The sequence below is a fragment of the Glaciimonas sp. OK215 genome, assembly GCF_057787885.1.
In genome coordinates this window covers 4112845-4135544 of sequence record NZ_CM173544.1, presented here as the reverse complement: position 1 = coordinate 4135544, position 22700 = coordinate 4112845, and the positions used below count along the sequence as shown (strand labels likewise).

The 22700-nt window shown below is 58.2% G+C and carries 22 protein-coding genes, 1 tRNA gene and 1 pseudogene; 18 read left to right on the top strand and 6 right to left on the bottom strand.

Translation table 11 applies throughout. From position 1 onward, the window contains the following. Positions 1 to 175: 175 nt before the first annotated feature. Positions 176 to 2224 (top strand): NAD(+) synthase, encoded by a 2049-nt coding sequence (locus AC3CHX_RS19065; protein WP_488629593.1) that lies wholly within the window; start codon positions 176 to 178, stop codon positions 2222 to 2224. Here AC3CHX_RS19065 and AC3CHX_RS19060 read toward each other — a convergent pair. After that, a complete protein-coding gene (locus tag AC3CHX_RS19060; RefSeq protein WP_488629592.1) occupies positions 2221 to 2832 on the bottom strand; it encodes an NAD(P)-dependent oxidoreductase in 612 nt (203 codons plus the stop codon). The genes AC3CHX_RS19065 and AC3CHX_RS19060 overlap by 4 nt on opposite strands. A 285-nt stretch (positions 2833 to 3117) precedes the next feature. Between AC3CHX_RS19060 and AC3CHX_RS19055 the strand changes: the two genes are divergently transcribed. The 5 genes from AC3CHX_RS19055 (at position 3118) to AC3CHX_RS19035 (ending at position 7201) form a co-directional block, all read left to right on the top strand. After that, positions 3118 to 5049, top strand: a complete 1932-nt coding sequence (locus AC3CHX_RS19055; RefSeq protein WP_488629591.1) for a sensor domain-containing diguanylate cyclase — start codon at positions 3118 to 3120, stop codon at positions 5047 to 5049. 173 nt (positions 5050 to 5222) lie between these two features. Next, entirely contained in the window at positions 5223 to 5927 is a 705-nt protein-coding gene (locus AC3CHX_RS19050; protein ID WP_488629590.1) for an RNA polymerase sigma factor, read from the top strand. A 69-nt stretch (positions 5928 to 5996) separates the two neighbouring features. Further along, positions 5997 to 6521: a DUF4142 domain-containing protein gene (locus AC3CHX_RS19045; protein ID WP_488629589.1), complete on the top strand. Its 525-nt coding sequence runs from the start codon at positions 5997 to 5999 to the stop codon at positions 6519 to 6521. Between the two features lie 9 nt (positions 6522 to 6530). After that, entirely contained in the window at positions 6531 to 6893 is a 363-nt protein-coding gene (locus tag AC3CHX_RS19040) for a cupredoxin domain-containing protein (RefSeq protein ID WP_488629588.1), read from the top strand. A 232-nt stretch (positions 6894 to 7125) separates the two neighbouring features. Then, positions 7126 to 7201, top strand: a tRNA-Pro gene (locus AC3CHX_RS19035). 474 nt (positions 7202 to 7675) lie between these two features. Here the strand turns inward: AC3CHX_RS19035 and AC3CHX_RS19030 are convergent. After that, positions 7676 to 8719 carry a 3-deoxy-7-phosphoheptulonate synthase gene (locus AC3CHX_RS19030; protein ID WP_488629587.1) on the bottom strand — a complete coding sequence of 348 codons (1044 nt, stop codon included), beginning with the start codon at positions 8717 to 8719 and terminating at the stop codon, positions 7676 to 7678. 172 nt (positions 8720 to 8891) lie between these two features. Between AC3CHX_RS19030 and AC3CHX_RS19025 the strand changes: the two genes are divergently transcribed. The 8 genes and pseudogenes from AC3CHX_RS19025 to AC3CHX_RS18990 form a co-directional block, all read left to right on the top strand. After that, positions 8892 to 9230 (top strand): P-II family nitrogen regulator, encoded by a 339-nt coding sequence (locus tag AC3CHX_RS19025; RefSeq protein ID WP_488629586.1) that lies wholly within the window; start codon positions 8892 to 8894, stop codon positions 9228 to 9230. 232 nt (positions 9231 to 9462) lie between these two features. Beyond that, positions 9463 to 10494, top strand: coding sequence for a nicotinate-nucleotide--dimethylbenzimidazole phosphoribosyltransferase (gene cobT, locus AC3CHX_RS19020; protein ID WP_488629585.1), 1032 nt, complete (start codon positions 9463 to 9465; stop codon positions 10492 to 10494). 18 nt (positions 10495 to 10512) lie between these two features. Beyond that, positions 10513 to 11328, top strand: a complete 816-nt coding sequence (locus AC3CHX_RS19015; protein ID WP_488644868.1) for an adenosylcobinamide-GDP ribazoletransferase — start codon at positions 10513 to 10515, stop codon at positions 11326 to 11328. Positions 11329 to 11330: 2 nt separating this feature from the next. Continuing rightward, on the top strand, positions 11331 to 11903 hold the full coding sequence (locus AC3CHX_RS19010) for a histidine phosphatase family protein (protein ID WP_488629584.1): 573 nt from the start codon (positions 11331 to 11333) through the stop codon (positions 11901 to 11903). Positions 11904 to 12202: 299 nt separating this feature from the next. Further along, positions 12203 to 13219, top strand: coding sequence for a FecCD family ABC transporter permease (locus AC3CHX_RS19005; RefSeq protein WP_488644867.1), 1017 nt, complete (start codon positions 12203 to 12205; stop codon positions 13217 to 13219). 235 nt (positions 13220 to 13454) lie between these two features. After that, positions 13455 to 14252 (top strand): ABC transporter ATP-binding protein, encoded by a 798-nt coding sequence (locus AC3CHX_RS19000; protein WP_488629583.1) that lies wholly within the window; start codon positions 13455 to 13457, stop codon positions 14250 to 14252. After that, positions 14249 to 15175, top strand: coding sequence for a cobalamin-binding protein (locus tag AC3CHX_RS18995; RefSeq protein ID WP_488629582.1), 927 nt, complete (start codon positions 14249 to 14251; stop codon positions 15173 to 15175). The genes AC3CHX_RS19000 and AC3CHX_RS18995 overlap by 4 nt, the downstream gene beginning before the upstream one ends. 49 nt (positions 15176 to 15224) lie before the next feature. Then, a pseudogene (locus tag AC3CHX_RS18990) lies at positions 15225 to 15410 on the top strand (helix-turn-helix domain-containing protein); the annotation flags it as partial. Positions 15411 to 15431: 21 nt separating this feature from the next. Here AC3CHX_RS18990 and kynA read toward each other — a convergent pair. The 3 genes from kynA to kynB are packed head-to-tail and all read right to left on the bottom strand — an operon-like array spanning position 15432 to position 18233. After that, complete coding sequence (kynA, locus tag AC3CHX_RS18985) at positions 15432 to 16283, bottom strand: tryptophan 2,3-dioxygenase (protein WP_488629581.1); 852 nt, start codon at positions 16281 to 16283, stop codon at positions 15432 to 15434. A gap of 27 nt (positions 16284 to 16310) precedes the next feature. Continuing rightward, positions 16311 to 17561, bottom strand: a complete 1251-nt coding sequence (gene kynU / locus AC3CHX_RS18980) for a kynureninase (RefSeq protein WP_488629580.1) — start codon at positions 17559 to 17561, stop codon at positions 16311 to 16313. Positions 17562 to 17594: 33 nt separating this feature from the next. Continuing rightward, positions 17595 to 18233, bottom strand: coding sequence for an arylformamidase (gene kynB, locus AC3CHX_RS18975; RefSeq protein WP_488629579.1), 639 nt, complete (start codon positions 18231 to 18233; stop codon positions 17595 to 17597). Between the two features lie 141 nt (positions 18234 to 18374). Between kynB and AC3CHX_RS18970 the strand changes: the two genes are divergently transcribed. Then, complete coding sequence (locus tag AC3CHX_RS18970; RefSeq protein ID WP_488629578.1) at positions 18375 to 18851, top strand: Lrp/AsnC family transcriptional regulator; 477 nt, start codon at positions 18375 to 18377, stop codon at positions 18849 to 18851. 1 nt (position 18852) lies between these two features. Here the strand turns inward: AC3CHX_RS18970 and pdxR are convergent, their stop codons facing one another. Next, complete coding sequence (pdxR, locus tag AC3CHX_RS18965) at positions 18853 to 20331, bottom strand: MocR-like pyridoxine biosynthesis transcription factor PdxR (protein WP_488629577.1); 1479 nt, start codon at positions 20329 to 20331, stop codon at positions 18853 to 18855. 134 nt (positions 20332 to 20465) lie between these two features. Between pdxR and AC3CHX_RS18960 the strand changes: the two genes are divergently transcribed. From AC3CHX_RS18960 to AC3CHX_RS18950, 3 genes are all read left to right on the top strand, one after another. After that, the gene (locus tag AC3CHX_RS18960; RefSeq protein ID WP_488629576.1) at positions 20466 to 21200 is read left to right on the top strand and encodes a GNAT family N-acetyltransferase; all 735 of its coding nucleotides are present in this window, start codon (positions 20466 to 20468) and stop codon (positions 21198 to 21200) included. Beyond that, entirely contained in the window at positions 21197 to 21637 is a 441-nt protein-coding gene (locus AC3CHX_RS18955; protein WP_488629575.1) for a GNAT family N-acetyltransferase, read from the top strand. The genes AC3CHX_RS18960 and AC3CHX_RS18955 overlap by 4 nt, the downstream gene beginning before the upstream one ends. A gap of 83 nt (positions 21638 to 21720) precedes the next feature. Beyond that, positions 21721 to 22626 carry a DMT family transporter gene (locus tag AC3CHX_RS18950; protein ID WP_488629574.1) on the top strand — a complete coding sequence of 302 codons (906 nt, stop codon included), beginning with the start codon at positions 21721 to 21723 and terminating at the stop codon, positions 22624 to 22626. The last annotated feature ends 74 nt before the right edge of the window (positions 22627 to 22700 follow it).

The following is a 22700-nucleotide window of genomic DNA, read 5'->3' as shown; positions in this document are numbered from 1 at the left end:
GCCTGAGTTTAGCACTCGCGGAGAAAATATCCCGAAGTGAAACGTGCGATTGCTCAGGCATATTATACTGACCACATTACAGGCGGCCCGGAATGGGTCGTGACGAAAAAGATGACAGATTGCTTAATGAGCAGCGGGTATGGCAGCTCGCCAGGACCTGCAAGGAAAAATGTTTATGACGAAGAGTTTTTTTAACCTTTACTCCCACGATTTTGTGCGCGTAGCGGTCGGGGTGCCGCGTTGTCGCGTTGCCGACCCGGCCTTTAATGCGGCTGAAACCATCGAGCTGGCAGTGCAAGCGGAACAACGGGGAGCAGCGCTGGTCGCGTTTCCGGAGCTGGGCTTGTCTGCATATACTTGCGAAGACCTGTTTCACCAGAGGGCATTGCTTGACGCATGCGAAGAGGCGCTGGCGTCCATCGTGGCAGCCTCTCAGGAACTCTCTCTCGCGTTGATCGTTGGCTTGCCGTTACGCGTTGACCATCAGCTATTTAACTGTGCGGTAGTGATTGCCGGCGGCCGGATTCAGGGCATTGTCCCGAAAAGCTATCTGCCGAACTACGGCGAATTCTATGAGGCGCGCCAATTCAGTGCCGCTGATTGCGCAGTATCCCGGCAAGTTCAACTGTGCGGCGAAAGCGTCCCATTCGGCGCCTCGTTGCTGTTTGAAGTGGCTAACATGCCGCTTTTCAGATTCCACGTTGAAATTTGCGAAGACGTCTGGGTGCCGGTTCCGCCATCTTCGTTTGCGGCATTAGCGGGAGCAAGCGTTCTGGTCAATCTGTCCGCGTCCAACGTGTTGGTCGGGAAGGCCGACTATCGCCACCAGCTAGTGGCGCAACAATCAGCGCGTTGCTTGTCCGCCTACCTGTATTCGTCAGCGGGCAAGGGCGAATCATCGACTGACATGGCTTGGGACGGTCAAGCAATCATTTACGAAAATGGTGAACTTCTCGCAGAGTCCGAGCGGTTTCAGGACGCATCGCACGTCATATTTGCCGATGTGGACCTTGAAAGGCTATCACGCGAGCGCATGCATCAGACCACCTTCGGCCAGTCGGTCCGCCGCCATGCCGAAGAAGTTTCCAGGTTCCAGCTGATACGCTTCAATCTTGACTTGCCTATCGATAAGGTCTTGCCGCTCGAGAGAATTGTGGAGCGTTTTCCGTACGTTCCCGCCGACACCAGGCGCCGCGATGAGCGCTGCAACGAGGTCTACAATATTCAAGTGCAGGCCTTGGTCCAACGCTTATCCGCGAGCGGCATTTCCAAGGTGGTGATTGGCGTCTCAGGCGGCCTGGATTCCACGCACGCGTTGTTAGTGTGTGCGAAAGCGATGGACCGCCTAAAGCTGCCTCGTACGAATATCCTTGCGTTTACCATGCCAGGATTTGCAACAAGCGACCGGACCCTGCTTCAGGCCAGGCAATTGATGAGTCTGGTTGGCTGTTCCGCGACGGAAATCGACATCCGGCCCAGCTGTGTCCAGATGCTCACAGACCTTGGCCATCCTTATGCCGCCGGTCAAGACAAGTTCGACGTGACGTTTGAGAACGTTCAGGCCGGCGAGCGAACCAACCATTTGTTCCGGCTGGCGAATTTCCACAATGCGATTGTCATCGGTACCGGAGACTTGAGCGAATTGGCTTTGGGCTGGTGCACATACGGTGTGGGAGACCACATGTCGCATTACAACGTCAACGCCAGCGTTCCAAAGACCTTGATTACGCATTTAGTCCGCTGGGTCGCCGAGTCCGGGGCAATTGGCAACACCGGCACTGATGTGCTGTTGAACATACTGAGTACCGACATCAGCCCGGAGCTGGTACCCGGCAAGTCAAAAGGTCAGCCGGAGCAGATGACGGAAAGCGTGATTGGCCCGTATGAACTGCAAGACTTCAATCTGTACTACATCCTTCGGTTCGGATTTGCTCCGTCGAAAGTCGCTTTTCTGGCGTTCTCTGCGTGGAAGGACAGGGATGAGGGACGCTGGCCCGAGGGCCCGCAGGTAGAGCGGAATCAATACGATCTGGCAGCGATCAAGCACAACCTGGGCATCTTCCTCGACAGGTTTTTCAGGATTAGCCAGTTCAAGCGCTCATGTGTTCCCAACGCTCCGAAAGTCGGCACCGGGGGCTCGTTGTCTCCGCGTGGCGATTGGCGCGCGCCAAGCGACTCGGAGGCGACCGTGTGGATCAATGACCTGCGGAATATTCCCGATTAATAGGCAACCGTGAAGCGTTCGCGCATGTGCTGCGGCTGCTCAAGCTCGTCGATCATGGCGACGGCGTAGTCTTCCATCGAGATGCGGCTCTGACCGCTTTCATCTGCCAGCAACTGGTCTTTGCCAACGCGGAACTTGCCGGTGCGCTCGCCCGGCGCAAACATGGCGGGTGGGGACAGGAAGGTCCAGTCCAACGCGGTTTCAGCATACAAGTCGTCGAGGAATTGCTTGCCCGGGACTGCTTCCGCCTTGTACGCCTCGGGGAAAGTCGGGCTGTCGAGCAGGAGAGTTCCCGGCGCGATTTCCAGGCTGGCGGCGCCACCGACGACGAGCAGGCGCTTCACGCCGGATGCCTTGACAGCCTGCAGTAGCGGCGCTGCCTTTAACACTTGAAAAGTGGCCGCGCTGATCACAGCGTCGTGACCGCGCAAGCGCGGGGTCAGCTGCTCCGCTTGCGTGGCATCACATTTCTGCACAGTCACGCCTTCGGGCACATCCGCTTTTTCCGGCGAACGGACAATGCCGGTGACACTGTGACCACGGCGCAGGGCTTCTGCGGCAAGGCGCGAGCCGGCGCGGCCGGTGACGCCGATAATGGCAATCTTCATGAATGCTCTCCCTTCTGTAGATGCTATAGCTTACAGAAAAAACGGCATGGTGACGTCGCCAGTTTCACGCCTTTCTCTGTTCTGGTCCGAAACGTCGGCCATCGTCGCGCTAAAACTCACCTTCATTAATTGCGCTATGGTAATCTTTCCGTTGTGCAATTTCATTCACGCTAATCGCCCGCCCAGTGGTGTAAATGGTTGGCGCCCAATGTCAGGCAGTCGGCTGCAGCAAAGTTCGTCTGCCGCTGTTTTTCTCCAGTTGTCTTCTAAATTGATTACCTTGCTATGGCCGACATCAGTCTGGGTAAGCGCCTGACCCGCGAAGTTCAAAGACTTGAATTTCTGCGGGGCAGCATTCGCGTCATCCTTTTGTGGCCTCTGGTCTGCTTTCTCCTGGGAGCATTAGTCTGGTGGATAACGCTGGTGAAAATCGGAGGCGATAGGGCGGAGGTTGAAAAAAATACACTCAGGGAAGCTGCTCAGCTTTCCAAAGCCTACACCGAACAGTTGTCCCGTTCCGTTGATCAAATCGACCAGATAACGCGCAATCTCAAATACCAATGGCAGACAACGCATGGTGCGCTCAAGCTGGAAGAGCAATTGCAACAAGGACTGTATCCACGGTCAGCACAACTGTATGCAACCATCGTCGACCGCAACGGAACGATCGTCACGAGCACATTGGGTACGGCTAACGCCCCAAATATCGCTGACAGGGCATATTTCAAGGCCCAGAAATTGAACTCTGCCAAGAGCCTGCTTATCAACAAACCGGGCATGGGGCGCCGTTCCACGAAAATAGTCATCCGCTTTACGCGCAGGCTGGATACAGCCGACGGCGCATTTGACGGAATAGTCGTAGTAGGCGTCGAACCGTCCTATCTTGCCTCGTTTTACGACGAGTCCAGTCTACGCATGACCGATTGTCTGGCCGTATTGGATACGGATGGCGCCGTATTGGCAGCAAAAATGGGCGAACGTATCCGCTCGCTACCGTCAATTTTCCGTTCCCCTCCCGGATTTGCATCAGCCAGTGGTGTCGTTCGATTGCCAAAGGAGAAGTTTGTCGACAGCGAGCCACGTATCATTGCCTGGCAGAAACTTGCCAACTATCCCCTTGTTTCCTTCGTTGGATTATCTGACGCCGAAGCGTTTGCTGCGTATCAGGCAACAGCAGACAATTATCGCAACATTGCCATTGCGGGAAGTGCGTTCCTGCTTGTGCTGGCGACGGTTGGTATGTTCTTTTCTGCGCGGCTGGCATGGCGAAAGCACCAGGCGGACGAAGTGAAAAATACCTATCAGTTGGCCATGGACGGTGCACATGAAGGCTTTTACATGGTCCGGGCGCTCCACGACCAACAGCATCGCGTGGTCGATTTTGTGGTGAAAGATTGCAATGAACGCGGCGCTGTCCTGGTCGGCTTTACAAAGAAGGAACTCGTCGGCGAAAAATTCTCCGACCTGTATTCCGGGGAGCATGGGCAACGCGTATTGACTATTTTCCGGAGTGCGATGGAAACCGGTTATTACGAAGACGAATTCAGGGCTTCGCGCCACGCTCCGGCGCATGTCGCCTGGATGTCTCGCAAGCTGGTGCGCTCGGGACCCGGTTTGGCGATGACGGTACGGGATATTTCCGAGACGAAAGCGTACGAACAGGCGCTGTTGAGCATGGCCAATATGGATGCCCTGACGTCGCTTCCGAATCGCCACTGGCTGATGAATTTTCTGCCTGCCGCACTGAACCAGGCAAGAAACAGCGACACGCTATTTGCCCTGCTATTTATCGACATCGATAAGTTCAAGACGATCAACGACACATTGGGTCATCCAGCCGGAGACGCACTGCTGCAGGTAGCGGCGCATCGTTTGAAGTCAGTATTGCGGCCGGCAGACAGGGCCGTTCGGCTTGGCGGAGACGAATTCACGGTATTGCTGGGTTCTGTCGCCAGTCGCGAGGAAGCCGCTCACGTGGCCTTTCGCATCAACCAGGAATTTCGCGCACCGTTTGAGTTCTCAGGAAGCAAAAATGTGGTCGGTGCGTCAATCGGTATCAGCCTGTTCCCACGCGATGGAAACGATGCAGAAACACTCCTCAGGAATGCGGATACGGCGATGTATTCTGCAAAGGCCGATGGCAAGGGAGAATTCCGGTTCTATGACCGGCAGCTTGGTGTAGAAACACGCCTGGATACCGGACAGAAACTATTTTAGCTGCCAGCCAACAACCACTTCCCATGATTAATTGCCTATTCACCAGGTTTTGTGAATTTTGGCAAAGCGATTGCCGATTGCTGCCAACAATCTCACTGCCTGTCCTAAATACCGGGAACGTGCCGAGTGTTATATCCATCCAATGTTGTACCTACCAACAAAACCAATAAACCATGGTGACAAACACGACAGGTGCAGCGCACAAGGAGTTATCCGACGCGGAGATTGCCGCACGCATAGTGGCCGGCGACCAGAGCGCGTTCGTTGTTTTGATGCGCCGCTTCAATCGCCCGCTGTATCGCACGGCGCGCAGTATTTTGAAGGACGACACTGAAGCCGAAGACGTGCTTCAGGAAGCGTATTTGCTCATCTATCGAGGCATCAAATCGTTTCGCGGCGATGCCAGACTGTTGACGTGGCTGACGCGGATCGTCGTCAATGAGGCTATTGCGCGGTCACGGAAGACGGCCCGCCAAGCCGAGGTAATTCAGCTTGGCGACGTTTCCAGGGATGCCGATGCAGAAGGGAACGACGTGAATGACGCTACATTTCAAGATCCGCAACAGGCCGCCATGCTGGCACAGGCGCGCGGCCTGCTTGAAAAGAAAATCGACGCGTTACCGGACGTTTTCCGAACAGTCTTTGTGCTGCGCGGGCTTGAAGAAATGACTGTCGCAGAAGTCGCTACTTGCCTCGGTATTCCCGAGGCCACCGTGCGCACAAGGTTCTTCCGGGCGAGAAGCCTGTTGCGGGAATCCCTGTCGCGCGAAATAGACTTTGCTTTCGAGGATGCTTTCAGTTTCGACGGCGCGCGCTGCGACCGCATCGTGGCGGAGGTTTTGGCGCGTCTTGAAAGAGTGCAGGGCAAAGATGTTTAACGACTCCCTGCGGAAATGCCCATAAGTAGTTCTTTTGCTTTACTTAACCACTCTAAATGGAGATATCTCATGAAAAATATTTCACGCGCTCTTGTAGCCGGCTTGTTCGCTTTTGCGTCATCCGTGTCGTTCGCACAAGCGGTAGCTCCTAGCGATGCACAAATCGCAGGAATTGTGGTGACTGCTAACACGGTGGACATCAACGCCGGCAAGCTTGCCAAATCCAAGTCGCATAACAAAGAGGTGAAGGAATTCGCTCAGCTGATGGTGACCGACCACACCGGTGTGAACAAGCAGGCAACCGCCTTGGTCAAAAAGCTGCATGTGACGCCAGAGGATAGCGACACCAGCAAAGCGCTCAAGGACGGCGGCGTGGCGAACGTTGCCAACCTGAAGGGGCTCAAGGGGGCAGAGTTCGACAAGGCGTACGTCGATAACGAGGTTTCGTATCATCAGACCGTCCTGGACGCGATCGACAAGACCTTGATACCAAGTGCCAAGAACGCTGAATTGAAAGACCTGCTTGAAAAAGTTCGTCCGGCGATTGATGCGCACTTGCAGCATGCGAAGCAAATCCAGGCTTCCATGAAGTAAGGTGCCGCCGTGCTATTTCTTTTAAATAGCCAGGCGAAAGGGCAACGCCATGCAGGAATGGCGTTGCTCCTGGCGTGCGTGTTCCTGGGCATGAGTTATGGGTCGTACGCAGCGGCCAAGTCCGAGGTGCATACAGTCGTCATCGAAGCGATGCGGTTTTCTCCGCAGGTTGTCGAAGTGAATATCGGAGATACGGTGATATGGAAGAATAAAGACCCTTTCCCGCACACGGCCACTTCTGACAACCGGAGTTTCGACTCGGGTAAGATATCGACGAATCGTTCCTGGAAGTTTTTAGCAAGAAAAAAAGGGACGTTTCCCTATTCCTGTGCACTGCACCCGACCATGAAAGGAACGTTGGTCGTCAAGTGACTATCACCTCGCACATATGTCGATTCGCATCGACAGGTGAGCGTTACCCGTCAAATGACAGCACCCGTTGGGCCGGAACTATCGAATTTCCGGACCTGACGGCGACTGCTGCGTCACGTTATTAAAATAAAAGGTCCAAAAATGACGCGAAAAGGGGAGGGATGTGCATTGATACCAGTGCACTGCGATGGCAAAATTACGGATGCCGCACATGGCGCAGCCTGCGGATTGTCGGGGATTAGCTCAGTTGGTAGAGCGCGTGCTTCGGGAGCACGAGGCCGCAGGTTCGAGAGCTGCATCTCCGACCAAGTGCTTTTAGTTGTTGATTTGCGCCAGAATGTCAGCAAAATTGCATTTCAGCGTGACCCATGCCGGAAACTTCAGAACGACTGCCATAGCCGGTTAGCACCAGGAATCTCTTTGGGCATCCGTCCTCAATTCCCGGGCTGCCTCGACCATCCTGCGCTGGTCCCTACGTTTGCGCATTAGCGCCCAGTGCTGTTCCGCAGTCATTGGCGGTGTGCTCATCAAGTCTTTGAGCGACGCAACATTCGCGCCATCTTTTTTGTCAGGTCGATTAAAACAGTTCAAATTTGTTCCTTTGATATCAGGTTTTAATATTAAGAATTTCTGAGTCCGATGCCAGCGTCATGACAGTAGCAGAAATTCTTAAGGCTTCGGGACATTAATCTGGCGCAGTATCGAATACCTGGTTCCAACGTATTCTGCATGGGATTGATGTCTCTTTGATGACATGCAGCATCCGTCTGGGGCTAGCTCCGTCAGCTGCGAAGCAACTCTGCTGCATCACGAATGGCGGACACGGTGTCTTCCCAACCCAGGCAACTATCTGTCACGGACTGGCCATACACAAGCTTGGACAAGTCTGCTTGAATCTTTTGCGTGCCGGGCACCAGGTTGGATTCCAGCATGACGCCTACCAAGCTCTTGTTACCCTCGGTAATCTGCTGCAAGACGTCCTTCATCACCAGGACCTGGCGCGCGTAGTCCTTGCTGGAATTGCCGTGGCTGCAGTCAACCACGATGGACGGCGTCAGACCCGTCTTCGCCATCAGGCCCTCAGCCTTGGCCACCGATTCGGCCTGGTAGTTAGGTGCCGAACCACCGCGCAGGATGAGATGCGCGTGCGGGTTGCCCGCTGTGCGAATCAAGGAGGCGCGCCCATCGGCATCGACACCCAGAAACGCATGCGGCGTGCTGGCCGATTGCATCGCATTGATCGCAACGGTCAAACTGCCATCCGTGCCGTTTTTCAGTCCAACGGGAGTCGAGAGCCCACTGGCCATCTCGCGGTGCGTCTGCGACTCGGTAGTGCGCGCGCCAATCGCATTCCAGCTAACCATGTCGCCCAGGTATTGCGGCATGAGCGGGTCCAGCGCCTCGGTGCCCACGGGCAGACCCATCTCGCTGATGTCGCGCAGCAGGGTGCGGGCAATCCGGATGCCTTTGACCATGTCGAACGAGTCGTCCCGGTCAGGGTCATTGATCAACCCTTTCCAGCCGACCGTCGTACGGGGTTTTTCGAAATATACGCGCATCACCACCAGCAATACATCGGAGACCTCTGCAGCCAGTGTTTTCAGTCGGCCGGCATACTCCATCGCCGCTTCCGGGTCGTGAATCGAGCAGGGGCCAACCACGACAAAGTGGCGCTGGTCCTTGCGGTCAAGAATGTTTTCCAGTTGCGTGCGGCCGTGCAAGACGGTATGCAGGGACTGCTTGGTATGGGGGATTTCCCGGTGGATGCTGGCCGGAGACGGCAGGCCTTCCTGCGACAGGATGCGGGCGTTAATGAGTTGGGTCATGGAATAAGGTTATGCAAAAAGACGAGTGTAGAACAGAAAAGCCAAATTCCCGACGCTGCGTCCAAAAAAACTGCATTGCAGGCATTTGTAACATTTTGCTGTTCGCCAGTGTGAATGCCGGGCTGACGTCGCTTACAATAGCGGGTCGGAATACTTGCATAAAGGAGTTGTCATGAAGCAAATTACTGCCGTTATCAAACCGTTCAAACTGGACGAAGTCCGTGAAGCATTGGCCGAAGTTGGCGTGAATGGCTTGACCGTGACCGAAGTCAAAGGCTTCGGTCGCCAAAAAGGCCACACCGAGCTGTATCGCGGTGCCGAATACGTTGTCGATTTTCTGCCAAAAGTAAAAGTCGAACTGGTGATCGATGACGCGCTGGCCGAGCAAGCCGTCGACGCCATCATCAAAGCCGCCCGCACTGGCAAGATTGGCGACGGCAAGATTTTTGTTCAAAATGTCGAGCAGGTAATTCGTATCCGTACCGGTGAAACAGGCCCGGAAGCGGTGTAAGTATTTAAACCGTTGTGTGTGGCAGTGTGCTTGCTGCCTTTGCTGAACCGGTTTTAGCGCAAATCCAGCAGAGCAGTACCCCGCAGAAGTAAAACAATTCTCCATCCAATGAGACACCGGGACATCGGTCATTCGGAACCACGAATGACCGCATGCGATCCAGGCACGCTGTCTATATTTCTACGTCATTGATCTGCAAACTAATTGCAAAAATCCATTGGACAACAAGCCCATGCACATCCCTCACATCGAATCCACCCGGAATGCCGACCTGCACACAACGCTAACGACTGCCATCAATCATAAAACCAAGCCGCCAGGCAGTCTGGGCGCACTGGAAACAATCGCCCTCCGGATCGGCCTGATCCAGAAAAGCGCACACCCAGCATTAACCGAACCAGCCATCCTGGTATTCGCCGCCGACCACGGCGTGGTAGCCGAGAACATCTCCGCCTATCCGCAAAGCGTGACCTGGCAAATGGTCGAAAATTTTCTCGCGCAGGGCGCTGCGATCAACGTTTTTGCCCGGCAGAACAATTGCGCCTTGCACATAGTCGATGCCGGCGTGAACCACGACTTTGGCAGCCGCCCCCGGCTCATCGACAGAAAAGTCGGCCCCGGCACAAAAAATTTCGCCCACCAGGCGGCGATGACCGCCGAACACTGCGCAACAGCGATCCAGCATGGGATGACGCTGGCCGCAGCGCTACCCGGGAATATCGTTGGTTTCGGCGAAATGGGCATAGGCAACACGACGGCAGCGGCGGCGATCATGCATAAGATCACCGGCCTGCCGCTGGCCGAATGTGTCGGTGCGGGTACGGCGCTGGATGCCGCCGGTATTTTGCACAAGCAAAGCGTGATTCAGCGTGCCGTAAATCATCATGCCGGCGTGGTTGCGCCGCTGGATATCCTGGCAACGTTCGGCGGCTTCGAAATCGCCATGATGGTCGGCGCGATGCTGGCGGCTGCCGAGCGCCGCATGGTGTTGCTGATCGACGGTTTCATTGTCACCAGCGCGTTGCTGGTGGCGGCGCAACTGCGTCCGGATATCCTTGATTACTGCATTTTTGCGCATTGCTCGGATGAGCGTGGACATAAACAGATGCTGGCCTACCTGAACGCGCAGCCATTACTGCACCTGGGCTTGCGCCTGGGTGAGGGGACCGGTGCCGCATTGGCGCTGCCATTGGTGCAGGCAGCGGTGAATTTTATGGCCGAGATGGCGACATTCGATTCCGCCGCTGTTAGCCAAAGCCTTTAACCTGGAAACATGTCCAACATGCCGCCCAGTGAGATACCGCCCGCTGGGTTGATCAATGCCAGCTTGCATCAAGTGCGGCTGTTCTTCGTTGCCTTGCAATTCTTCACGCGGCTGCCGATTCCGGGCTGGATTGGTTTCGACCCTGCGTGGCTGGCGCAGGCTTCTCGTTATTTTTCGGCGGTCGGGATCGTCGTCGGTGTCGCGACGGCGGCGCTGTATGGGGTGTCGGCGTATTTCTGGCCGCCGGCGGTCGCGGTGCTGCTCTCGACCATTGGCGGAATTTATCTGACCGGCGCCTTGCACGAAGATGGCTTTGCCGACGTGTGCGATGGCTTCGGCGGTGGTTACACTGGCGCCCGCATTCTTGAGATCATGAAAGACTCGCGGGTCGGTGCGTACGGCGTCATCGGCATCGTGCTGATGCTGGGGTTGAAATGCACGCTACTCGCCGGTTTGTCATTCTGGCCGGCGATCGCCGCCCTGACGATGGCACATCCGGTCTCACGCCTGATGGCCTCCGCCTTGATCTGGCGGCTGTCGTATGTCAAAGCCGAGGGCAAGGCTAAAGCGCTGGCACAGCATATGTCGAGCGCGGAATGGTCGATTGCCGCAGTCTCCGCGTCGTTACCGTTGCTGGCAGTGGGCATATTCGGCTGGGTGCCATGGACGGCGATTGCGGCCGGCATGGGATTGAGCGGCGTCGCAACCTTGTGGCTGGCCCGGTTTTTTGTAAAGCGCATCGGCGGCTACACCGGCGACTGTCTGGGCGCGGTGCAGCAGGTGGCGGAGGTGACGTTTTATCTCGGTCTGTCAGTCATCGCCCATTCGGGCTAATCATGCAGCTGCATCTCGTCCGTCATCCCAAACCGATAGTTGCGCCCGATATGTGCTATGGCGCTACTGATTTGCCGGTCTCGGCAGCGGAAAACGCACGCCTGCTGAGCCGCTTGATGACGGCGTTGCCAACGCCGGCGCTGCTGTTTTCAAGCCCGCTGCGGCGTTGTGCAGATCTGGCCGATAGCCTGGCGGCGGGACGTGGCTGGTGTCCACCGATCCGCGATCGGCGTCTGGCAGAGCTGGACTTTGGACGCTGGGAAATGCAAACATGGCAGGATATTCCGCGCGCCGAGATCGATGCCTGGGCCGGCGACATGCTCGATTATCGACCGGGTGGCGGCGAGAGCGTGACGCAGATGGCCGCGCGCGTGTGTGAATTCTATGCGGATCTGCAGCGTCGCGGTTCTGGTGGTCAAAATGAGCATGATGACGTCATCGTGGTCTGCCACGCCGGCACCATCCGTCTGCTACTGGCCTGTCAGCACACGCTGGCGCTGGCGGAAGTCGCGCGTCGGGCTGCCGGTACGCCGCATGCGATTGCTTACGGTGAGGTGATTTCCTTATTCTGCTGACGGCGGTTGCTGTGAAGGCCGATGAGTCGTTATCTAAAACGGTAGCTTCCACGGAGTAGCAACCGTATTAGATAACGACGACCGAACCGCTCGTCAGAGCGGAACGGCAGGGAAAAATCAACTGCAACTGCAACTGCAACTGCAACTGCAACTGCAACTGCAACTGCAACTTCCACAGCTGGATGTAGCAGGCTTGCGGCTTATTCCGAATAGAATATTGAACCTGATGCATGAAAGATCAAGCGATAACCAGTCGAGCCATGAAAAATTCCCCAGCCACTCCGGCCACTTTTATAAAGATGCGCGCGTCGCAGGATGGGCGTCGTGCGTTGGCCGTGTTGGGCGGGCTCACCTTGTTGGCACTGACCAGCATTGTTTTCGCCTGCGCCGTGGGCTCGGTGACTTTACCTGTCTCCGATTTATTCGGCGCTCTGGGTGAAGCGCTGCGCGGGGTGCCGACGACGATGGCGGCGACCTTGCTGGAGTTGCGTCTGGAGCGGGCCTTGTCCGGCTTTGTGACCGGGGCCATGCTGGCGCTGGCTGGCGTCATGATGCAAGCTTTGTTGCGCAATCCTTTGGCTGATCCTTATGTGCTCGGCGTCTCGGGCGGTGCGGCAGTCGGCGCGTTGTCGGCGATGCTATTGTTTAGCGTGGCCTGGATGATCGATGTCGCCGCTTTCGCCGGCGCGATCGGGGTGGCGCTGTTGTTGTTTGGACTGGCGTATCGCGATTTGCGCGGCGGGATTTCAGATGGCAACGCACCATTGTTATTACTGACCGGTGTCATCGTCGCGTCGGGCTGCGGGGCATTGGTGACACTGATGCTGTCGATTGCGCCGGATAGTCGTTTGCGCAGCATGGTGTTTTGGTTGATCGGGGACTTGTCCGGTACCCAGTTGCGCTGGCTGCCCTGGATCGTGTTGAGCGGGGCGCTGATTTTTGCACTGCGCAAAGCCCGCAACATCAACGTCATGGTGCTGCATGCCGAAGCAGCGGCGACGCTGGGGATCCATGTGGGCGGGCTACGCAAGGGACTGTTCTTTTGTGCGGCGCTATTGACCGCGTGTACGGTCAGCGGCGCTGGTGCGATCGGCTTTGTCGGCTTGATCGTGCCGCATGCCTGCCGTTTTGCGCTGGGTCCGGATCACCGCCTGTTGTTGCCAGCGGCGACTATCGCCGGCGGCACTTTCCTGGTGTTGGCCGATACTCTGGCGCGCAGTGTGCTGGCACCGCAGCAATTGCCGGTAGGCGTGATTACCGCGTTGATCGGTGTGCCGGCCTTCCTGTTGCAGCTGCACCATATTCGACAACGGTGATCCTAGATTCCTCAGTTGAGCGCTAACTTTTGTCTGGGAATCCGCATGAACACACAGTTTCTTTCGTTCGATAAGCTGCATCGATTTGGTGAGAGCGCTACAGGCGCGATTGCACATTTTTCCGGCCCTCTGGCCGCGTTGCTCCTCCTTGCAGGGAGAGCCCTGCCGCGTCGTCGCGCCTTGCCAGATGACCGGAAAAACGCACACTCGCACCTGTCCAACTGAGGAATCTAGGATGACAGACATTTCGCAACCTATGCGCACCCGCGACTTGCAGCTGAGTATCGGCGCTCGCGCGTTGGTCGCCGGACTGGATTGGGAAGTACGTCCTGGTCAGCTCTGGTGTGTGATTGGTCGTAACGGGGCCGGCAAGAGTACTTTCCTACGCTGTCTGGCCGGCTTGCGGCAGCCGGATGGCGGGGTGGTCGAACTGGCCGGGCGGCCGCTGGTGCAGTGGTCGCTGCAGGATCTGGCGCGCGCCCGTGCGTTCTTGCCACAGGGCAGTCGCGACGCGTTTGGCTATCGCGTGATCGAAACCGTACTGGCGGCGCGTCATCCGTATCACGACAGCCGTTATTGGGAGTCGGATGCGGATCGGGAGGCGGCTTACAGTGCCCTGCGGGCGCTGGATGTGGAGGCGTTGGCCGAGCGCGATATCCGCACCTTGTCCGGCGGTGAGCGTCAGCGCGTGGCGATTGCGGCGGTATTGACGCAAGACACGCCGTTATTGTTGCTGGACGAACCTGCGAATGCCCTCGATCTGGCGCATCAGGTCAGCGTGATGCGCTTGCTGGCAGAGCTTTGCGGCGGCAACGGCGCCGCCAAAGCCGTCGTGATGGTCGGCCACGATCTGAATCTTGCACATAGCGTCGCCAGCCATGCACTATTGCTGATGGGGGATGGGCAGTGGCAGGCCGGACCGGTGGCCGAGGTGATGACCGCACCGATCCTGAGCCGCTGTCTGGGACATCCGATAGAAATAGTCCGGCACGGGCAGCGGACCATTTATCTTCCCACGGAGCAGCCGGCATGACTGAGAACGATAGCAACGCTAGGCAGATATTTATGAAGTGCGCCATTTCTCTTGTTTCTCTGCTGGCCGGCATGCAGATGGCGACAGCGGGGCAGGCCGCGATCAGCGTGCGTGACGACGCCGGGAATATCGTCACCGTGCCGCAACCGGTCCGGCGGGTGGTGACGATGGCGCCGCATGTGACCGAACTGGTATTTGCGGCCGGCGGCGGGGAGCGCATAGTCGGTACCGTGAAATACAGCGACTTCCCGCCGCCGGCAAAACTTATTCCGCGGATCGGCGATAACAGTCTGCTGGATATCGAGCGTTTGATTGCGCTGAAACCGGACCTGCTGGTGGTCTGGCGCCATAACAGCGCCGATCGTCAGCTGGAACAACTGCGCAAATTGGGCATACCGTTGTTTTACAGCGACCCGCATAAGCTGCGCGATATCCCGGATAGTATCGTGCGCCTGGGTCAATTACTCGGAACTGCGGCACAAGCGGAAAAAACGGCTGCAGAGTTGCGTCAGAGAATCGATGCCCTGACGGTCAAATATCAGCAGCGTCCGCGCGTGCGGGTTTTTTATCAGGTCTGGAGCCGGCCGTTGTATACGCTCAACGGCAGCCAGATAGTCAGCGATGCGATTCATGTGTGCGGCGGTGAAAACATCTTCGCCCAGCTGGCGGTGACCGCGCCGGTTGTGAATATCGAGGCGGTGCTGGTGGAAAATCCGGAAGTGCTGGTGAGCGGCCAGCGGAAAGAGGATAAAAGCGACCTGGAGTATTGGACCGCTTATCCGGGCTTGCTGGCGGTGCGGCGCGGCAATTTGTTCGGTATCGATGCCGACCTGATGAACCGGGCCGGTCCACGCATAATCGACGGTACCGCCGTTTTATGCGAGAAACTCGACCTGGCGCGCACTCGCCGGGGACAGCATTAACGGTTTCCATACAGAACCCTGACCTGACTATCGGCACCGAAGGCACTCTATGGCGTTGAACAATCTCCTGAGGCGTTTCGACCTCACCACCTTGCGGCTGTTCCTGTCGATTCACGAGGAGGGCACACTCACCCGCGCGGCAGTGCGTGAAGCGATTGCCGTTTCGGCCGCCAGCAAACGGCTGGTTGAGCTGGAGCAGGCGATCGGCGTTGCGCTGTTTGTGCGCAAGGCCAGACGTCCTTTCTTCCAGCTTAAATCACAGCTCCGTCCTTAGCGCAAACAACTCAGGAAACAGCACGACATCGAGCATTTTTTTCAGGTAGCTGACACCGGCGGTGCCACCGGTGCCGGTCTTGAAGCCGATAATCCGCTCCACCGTCGTGGCATGGCGGAAGCGCCAGAAGCGGAAGGCGGTTTCCAGGTCGACCAGTTTTTCAGCCAGTTCATACAGCGCCCAATGCGTATCCGGCGCTTGATACACGGTCAACCAGGCGGCCTTGACCGATTCGTTGGCGGCGGTGGGAAGAGTCCAGTCGGCCGCCAGGCGATCGGCGTCGATCGGCAGTCCTGATCGTGCCAACAGCATCACCGCTTCGTCATAGATGGACGGTGTGGACAGTGCGGCATCCAGCTTGGCATACGGCTCCGGGGCTGTGGTGTGGACATTCAGCATGGCGGCGTTCTTGTTGCCGAGGAGGAACTCGATTTCCCGGTATTGATACGACTGGAATCCCGACGAATTGCTGAGATACGGGCGAATCGCCGTGTATTCCGGCGGTGTCATGGTCGCCAGCACATCCCAGGCGTGCACCAGTTGATCCATGATCCGCGCCACCCGCGACAGCATTTTGAACGCGGGCGGCAGATCGCCGCTGCGCAGATGCTGCTGCACCGCATGCAGCTCGTGCAGCATCAGCTTCATCCACAGCTCGCTGGTCTGGTGCTGGATGATGAACAGCATCTCGTTGTGATTCGGTGAGCGCGGATGTTGCGCCGCCAGTATTTGATCGAGCGCCAGGTAATCGCCGTAGCTCATCGATTCGCTAAAATCCATCTTGGCGCCGTGCCAGTCGGTTGACGGCGTTGATGGGTTATATGGGCATTCCATAATCATGATCTCCGGAAATGAAGTAATTTAAGTAACGGCATCACGCCGGGCATCCAGATCGTAGTCCTTGTCATCGAGAATCTGTTTCAGGGTTGCCACGGCGTCCCAGACATCGACAAAGCTAGTGTAGAGCGGGGTGAAGCCGAAGCGCATGATCTGCGGTTCGCGGTAGTCGCCGATGACGCCGCGTGCGATCAGGGCTTGCATCACGGCGTAGCCGTGCGGGTGGGCGAAACTGACGTGGCTGCCGCGCTCTTTGTGTGCGCGTGGCGTCACCAGCGCGAGCGGATGGTCGGCGCAGCGTGCTTGCACCAGCGCGATGAACAGGTCGGTCAGCGCCAGCGACTTGCTGCGCAGCGCTGCCATGCTGGTTTGCGCGAACACATCCAGACCGGACTCGACCAGCGCCAGCGACACGATCGGTTGGGTGCCGCACAATGCGCGGCGGATGCCTTTGGTCGGCTGGTATGCCGGTTGCATGGCAAACGGTGCGCTGTGGCCCCACCAGCCGGACAATGGCTGCTGAAAGTCGGCCTGGTGGCGCGGGGCAACCCACGCAAATGCCGGCGAGCCCGGGCCGCCGTTCAGGTATTTATAGGTGCAGCCGACGGCGAAGTCGGCGTTGGCGCCGTTCAGATCAACCGGCACGGCGCCGGCGGAGTGCGCCAGATCCCAAGTAATCAATGCGCCTTGCGCGTGCGCGTGTGCGGTGACGGCCTGCATGTCATGCAGGTGGCCGCTGCGATAGTTGACGTGCGTCAACATCACGATGGCAGTGTCGGCATTCACCGCGCCGGCCAGTTCTTCCGGCGAGTCCACCAAATGCAGGCGGTAGCCGCGATTGAGCCATTTGGTCAGGCCTTCGGCCATGTAAATGTCGGTCGGAAAATTGTCGCGCTCGGTGACGATGACACGGCGTCCGGCGGTTTCCGTCTTGCCGGCCTGGATGTGCAGCGCAGCGGCCAGCAACTTGAACAGATTGATCGAGGTCGAGTCGGTGATGACCACTTCGTCATCTTTGGCGCCGATGAGCCGGGCCAGCTTGTTGCCCAGGCGGGTAGGCAGGTCGAACCAGCCGGCCTGGTTCCAGCTGCGAATCAGGTCGGTGCCCCATTCTTTTGTGATCACCTCCTGGGCGCGTTGCAGCGCTGCTTTCGGCCGTGCGCCCAGCGAATTGCCGTCGAGGTAAATCACGCCTTGCGGCAAGTCGAATTGCTCACGCAGTGCGGCCAGCGGATCGGTTGCATCCAGTGCCAGACAGTCGTTACGGGTTGTCATGAGGGGGAGCCTCCAGTTGTTAATTGTTGGGTATTAATCGGACAGCGAGCGCAATATCGCGCGCACCGGGCTGGCATCCAGCCCGGCCAGTTTCAACGGCAGTGCAATCAATTCATAGTCGCCGGCGGCAACCGCGTCGAGCACGATCCCTTCGAGAATCGCCATCTTGTGGCTGCGTACGGCCTGGTGCGCATCCAGCGTTTTGGATTCCAGCGGGTCCAGCGAGGGCGTGTCGATGCCGATCAGCCGCACGCCGTGCTGCGCCAGCAGCGCGACAGTTTCCGGGGCGACGGCACTGAATGCGGCATCCCACGCGGTTTGCGGCGCGGTTTGATAGGTGCGCAACAACACCCGCGCCGGCAAGTCGGTCAGTGCGTGTGCAATATGTTGCGGCTCGACCAGGCCGGCACCGATGCAGTGGATGACCCGGCAGGGGCCGATATACGCATCCAGTGCGACGGCATCGATCGAGAGGCCTTGCGGATCGTAATGCGAAGGGGCGTCGCAGTGCGCGCCGGTGTGGGTCGATAGCGTCATCCGGCTGACATGCACCGGGCAGCCATCGGCGATCTGCCAGGTCGGTTCCGCGCTGAAAGCCGTATCCCCGGGCCAGACCGGTATCCGGGGTGAAACGAGGGGGCTGATGTCCCACAGGATGTTTGGCGCTTGCATGGTTCGTCTCTTAATTATGTGAAATTTGATGAATTATTTTATGCTGAAATCCTTGAATTTTTATTGCAAAATAGCGCGTGTAAAATAGGTTAAATAGAATATATTTAAGTAATTCACCGTAATTTTGAATAAATATGCGATATGAAAATTGATGCCATTGATATCAACATCCTGACCTATTTGCAGGAAGACGGCCGGATCAGCAATCTCGATCTGGCCGAGAAAGTGTTTTTGTCCCCGTCTTCGTGTTTGCGGCGGGTGCGCATACTGGAAGAAGCGGGGATGATCAGCCGCTATAGTGCGGTGTTGAATGCGGATGCGCTGGGACTGGAACTCGACGCGTTCGTGCAAGTGACGATCCGGCGCGATGTCGAACATTGGCATGAAGACTTCGTAGCGGCACTGCAAAGCTGCCCGGAGGTGGTGGGCTCGTACATCATCACCGGCGACGCCAATTACCTGTTGCGCGTAAAGGCGCGCAATCTCAAGCATTACTCGACGTTTGTTCTGGAGAAGCTATATAAAATGCCGGGCGTACTCGATATGCGTTCGAATATCGTGTTGCAAACCATCAAGGACACCCATGCGCTTGCTCCTGAGCTATTAAAGGAATCTTAAGCTAAGAAATCTCCACGGCACGGGTCAGCTGCGCCAGGCGTCGGACCAGGGGTTCGAACAATTCGGCGGAGGTATTGCCGTACCCCAGCACCAGGCCGTTGTCCTCGGGCATGGGCCGCAGCGCGAAACCCGATAGCGGGGCGGGCGCGATGCCGTAACGCAGTGCTGCAGCGGCGATCATGTGGTCGGGGTAGCGCGGCGGCAATCGCACAGTCAGGTGCAATCCACAGTAACCGCCTTCGATGGCATGCGGCACACGCATGTGCCGGGTCAGGGCCTCGCGCAGCGCTTGCTGCCGGTCGCGATACAAGCGCCGCATGCGGCCCAGGTGTCGGCTGAACTCACCGCTCTCGATGAAGTCGGCCAGTGCCAGTTGTTCGTAGCGATGGCCGCCACGCAACATTTCTTCCAGCGGCGTCTGCATTTCCGTAACGAGCGCCTCCGGCAGTACCAGAAACCCCAGGCGCATCGAAGGAAACATGGTCTTGCTGAACGTGCCCACGTATAGCACGGGCGCTTGCGTCACCAGTCCCTGCATGGCACCGATGGGCTCCCCCGCGTGGCGGAATTCGCTGTCGTAGTCGTCTTCGATGATCCACGCGCCGTGCTGCCGCGCTTGCGCGATCAGCGCCAGACGGCGCGCAACGGTCAGCACGGCACCGGCAGGGTACTGATGCGAAGGCGTGGTGTAGATCAGGCGTGGCGGCTGAGACTTCCAATCGCCTTCGGTCACGCTCAGCCCGTCGGCGTCGACGCGGATTGGCGCTATGTGCAGGTCGCCCGCATGCAGCGCTGCCTTCGCGCCGCGATAGCCCGGATCCTCTATCCAGGCCGTGTCGCCGGGGTTGGTTAGCAAACGTACGCATAGCGAGAGGGCTTCTTGCGCGCCCTCGGTAATGACGACCTGGGCCGGGTTGCAACGCACGCCGCGGGCGATGCCCAGGTGGCGGGCGATCGACGCACGCAACGCCGGCTCGCCCAGGGGATCGCCATAGCCCAGGGCCGATGGCCCCGCGCGGCGGATGGCACGGTCGATCGCGCGACGCCAGGCAGTCAATGGGAAATGGGGCAAGGCCGGGACGCCCGGGCGCAACGCTGCGTTGGCATCGGTGCGCGGCCCGGTCGGTTGGATGCGCGCCAGGCGCAGCGCGGCGGCCGGCGCAGATGGCGTGTTGCGCGTCATGCGCGGTGGCGCTGGACGCGATAGCGTTGCCACCCTGGTTCCCTGGCGGTCGGGCTGCACATAGCCCTCCGCAGCAAGCAGTTCATACGCAGCAGTCACCGTGTTGCGCGAGATCGACAGCGCCTCGGCCAAGGCGCGCGAGCCCGGCAGGCGGCTTCCGGGCGCTAGCCGACCATCCAGGATGGCTTCCTTGAGGCGATAGTGCAACTGGCGTTGCATGGGCGCCGCGCCGGTGCCTTTGTCCAACGGGGCTTCGAGCAAGGCCTGTGGCACGAGAGCCGGCATAGTAGTCGTCATGAGAAGTCTGCGAGCGTGGTGCCAGTGTCATTCCGTGGCACTATGAAATATATATGATGTGGCACTTTTTAAGGTTCCACGAAGGGCGTACTTTAGCACACACATGTCTGACTTCATTTAATAAGGAACCGCCCATGCTCATCACTATGAATCCGTATCAGCAGCCGGTTGGCGAGCCTTTGCCCGACTGGACCGTGCGCGCGCTGCCGCCGCGCAGCCCAATCGAAGGACTGTATTGCCGCCTGGAACCGCTGGACCCGCAGCGCCACGCAGCAGACCTTTATGCGGCCTACAATCAGGCCCCGGATGGCCGCGACTGGACCTACATGCCGGTTGGCCCGTTCGCCGACGCTGCGAGCTACCGCGACCATGTTGCGCGCGCTGCAGTCAGTGGCGATCCCCAGCACTACGCGGTCATCGACCGCAAGACGGGGATCGCGGTCGGCACCCTGGCCCTGATGCGGATCGACCCGGCCAACGGCGTCATCGAAGTCGGATTCGTTGCGTTCTCGCCCCTGCTGAAGCGCACGCCGGTGTCCACCGAGGCCCAGTATCTGCTGATGAAGCATGCCTTCGACGAACTCGGCTATCGGCGCTACGAATGGAAGTGCGACAGTTTGAATGCGCCTTCGCGTCAAGCGGCCGAACGCCTTGGTTTCCGGTTCGAGGGAATCTTTCTTCAAGCCGTCGTCTATAAGGGACGATCGCGCGATACAGCGTGGTTCTCCATCGTCGACCGCGAGTGGCCGGCGCTGCGCGCGGTCTTTGAACGCTGGCTCGCGCCGGAGAACTTCGATGCGCAAGGGCGACAGCGCACATCGTTGACGGAGATGCGCGGTGGTTTCATCAACAAAGGAGCGTTTAAATGAACATTCGAATGGTGCAGGACTCAGACTTTACCCAATGGTTGCCCCTATGGAAGAGCTATCAGGCTTTTTATAAGGTGGATATTGCAGAAGCGGTCACGGAGCAAACCTGGGCGCGCTTCCTGAACTCAAGTGAGCCCATGCATTGCGCCGTTGCCGAAATTGACGGTGTGCTGGCAGGCATGGTGCATTACATCTTTCACCGCAGCTGCTGGACCCAGGGCGACTACGTTTATTTGCAGGACTTGTTCACACTGCCAGACCTGCGTGGAACGGGTGTGGGACGCGCCTTGATTGAGCACGTGTATGCATGCGCCGCGCAAGAAAAAGCCTCCAGAGTGTGGTGGCTCACGCATGAAAGCAACCTGCAGGCGATGCACCTGTATGACCACATTGCAGACAAGAGCGGATTTATCCAGTATCGCAAGCTCATCGCTTGAGAATCACTAGGACACGTGCGCCGCCCCTATTTATCCGCTGGATGCCGGTACGTGTCGGCAGCCAGCGCACTGCGCCAACCATTATGCTAAACAAGCTGTCGGAAGCCGGCAAGGCCAAGGCCATGCTGGTGTTGCTGGGAATAGTCTGGGGGCTGAACTGGCCGGCGGTGAAAGTGTCGCTGGGCGGCGTCTCGCCGTGGACCTTGCGCACTATCGGCCTGGGCTCGGCTGCATGCGCGCTGTTTTTGCTGGCGCTGGTGCGACGGCGCACACTAAGAATCCCGGCGGGCCGCGACAGGCGGCATATCGTGGTGGCGGGACTGTTGAATATCGCTTTGTTCAATATTCTGCTGACTTTTGCCCAATTGGGCGCCGCCACCTCTCGCGTAGCCATCATCACTTACTCGATGCCTTTATGGGCTACGCTGATGGCCCGTCTGGTGTTAGGCGAGCATCTGGATGTCGTGCGTGGAATCGGACTGGCGCTGGGTGCCGCCGGACTGATGACCCTGATTGTTCCATTGAGCGCCGACGGCTTGCCGCACGGGATTGCGTACGCACTTGCGGCGGCGCTGACCTGGGCGCTCGGCACAGTGCACATGAAGTGGGCCCGGATAGCGGCCGAACCGCTGGCGATCGCGGCCTGGCAGTTGCTCATAGGTGCGCTGGCCGCACTGACCGGTTTATTATCGTTCGAAGGCATCCCGCATCTGGGGCAGTTGCATTCCGAAGTGCTGTTCGCGCTCGCTTATCACATCTTCTTTGGCATGGCGCTGGGCTACATACTCTGGTTCGAGATCATTGCCCGCCTTCCGGCTGGGGCGGCGGCATTGGGAACCCTGCTGGTGCCGGTGGTGGGCGTCACCAGCGCGGTACTGTTGCTGGGCGAGCGTCCCAGCGCCGCGGACACGCTGGGATTTACACTGGTCTTTTGCGCGGCCATCTGCGTGCTGCTGCCTGCTGGAGCGTACGCAGTCAAGAAATCCTGAGTGGCGCACGCGGTGACTGTTTCTGACGGGGAGTGGGGTAAGGAATCGGATCGCCCGCCGATTAATTGAAGAAT

Coding starts and splice junctions, on each gene's coding strand:
- AC3CHX_RS19065 (WP_488629593.1), top strand. CDS start 176: ATGACGAAGAGTTTTTTTAACCTTTACTCCCACGATTTTGTGCGCGTA.
- AC3CHX_RS19060 (WP_488629592.1), bottom strand. CDS start 2,832: ATGAAGATTGCCATTATCGGCGTCACCGGCCGCGCCGGCTCGCGCCTT.
- AC3CHX_RS19055 (WP_488629591.1), top strand. CDS start 3,118: ATGGCCGACATCAGTCTGGGTAAGCGCCTGACCCGCGAAGTTCAAAGA.
- AC3CHX_RS19050 (WP_488629590.1), top strand. CDS start 5,223: ATGGTGACAAACACGACAGGTGCAGCGCACAAGGAGTTATCCGACGCG.
- AC3CHX_RS19045 (WP_488629589.1), top strand. CDS start 5,997: ATGAAAAATATTTCACGCGCTCTTGTAGCCGGCTTGTTCGCTTTTGCG.
- AC3CHX_RS19030 (WP_488629587.1), bottom strand. CDS start 8,719: ATGACCCAACTCATTAACGCCCGCATCCTGTCGCAGGAAGGCCTGCCG.
- AC3CHX_RS19025 (WP_488629586.1), top strand. CDS start 8,892: ATGAAGCAAATTACTGCCGTTATCAAACCGTTCAAACTGGACGAAGTC.
- cobT (WP_488629585.1), top strand. CDS start 9,463: ATGCACATCCCTCACATCGAATCCACCCGGAATGCCGACCTGCACACA.
- AC3CHX_RS19015 (WP_488644868.1), top strand. CDS start 10,513: ATGCCGCCCAGTGAGATACCGCCCGCTGGGTTGATCAATGCCAGCTTG.
- AC3CHX_RS19010 (WP_488629584.1), top strand. CDS start 11,331: ATGCAGCTGCATCTCGTCCGTCATCCCAAACCGATAGTTGCGCCCGAT.
- AC3CHX_RS19005 (WP_488644867.1), top strand. CDS start 12,203: ATGCGCGCGTCGCAGGATGGGCGTCGTGCGTTGGCCGTGTTGGGCGGG.
- AC3CHX_RS19000 (WP_488629583.1), top strand. CDS start 13,455: ATGACAGACATTTCGCAACCTATGCGCACCCGCGACTTGCAGCTGAGT.
- AC3CHX_RS18995 (WP_488629582.1), top strand. CDS start 14,249: ATGACTGAGAACGATAGCAACGCTAGGCAGATATTTATGAAGTGCGCC.
- kynA (WP_488629581.1), bottom strand. CDS start 16,283: ATGGAATGCCCATATAACCCATCAACGCCGTCAACCGACTGGCACGGC.
- kynU (WP_488629580.1), bottom strand. CDS start 17,561: ATGACAACCCGTAACGACTGTCTGGCACTGGATGCAACCGATCCGCTG.
- kynB (WP_488629579.1), bottom strand. CDS start 18,233: ATGCAAGCGCCAAACATCCTGTGGGACATCAGCCCCCTCGTTTCACCC.
- AC3CHX_RS18970 (WP_488629578.1), top strand. CDS start 18,375: ATGAAAATTGATGCCATTGATATCAACATCCTGACCTATTTGCAGGAA.
- pdxR (WP_488629577.1), bottom strand. CDS start 20,331: ATGACGACTACTATGCCGGCTCTCGTGCCACAGGCCTTGCTCGAAGCC.
- AC3CHX_RS18960 (WP_488629576.1), top strand. CDS start 20,466: ATGCTCATCACTATGAATCCGTATCAGCAGCCGGTTGGCGAGCCTTTG.
- AC3CHX_RS18955 (WP_488629575.1), top strand. CDS start 21,197: ATGAACATTCGAATGGTGCAGGACTCAGACTTTACCCAATGGTTGCCC.
- AC3CHX_RS18950 (WP_488629574.1), top strand. CDS start 21,721: ATGCTAAACAAGCTGTCGGAAGCCGGCAAGGCCAAGGCCATGCTGGTG.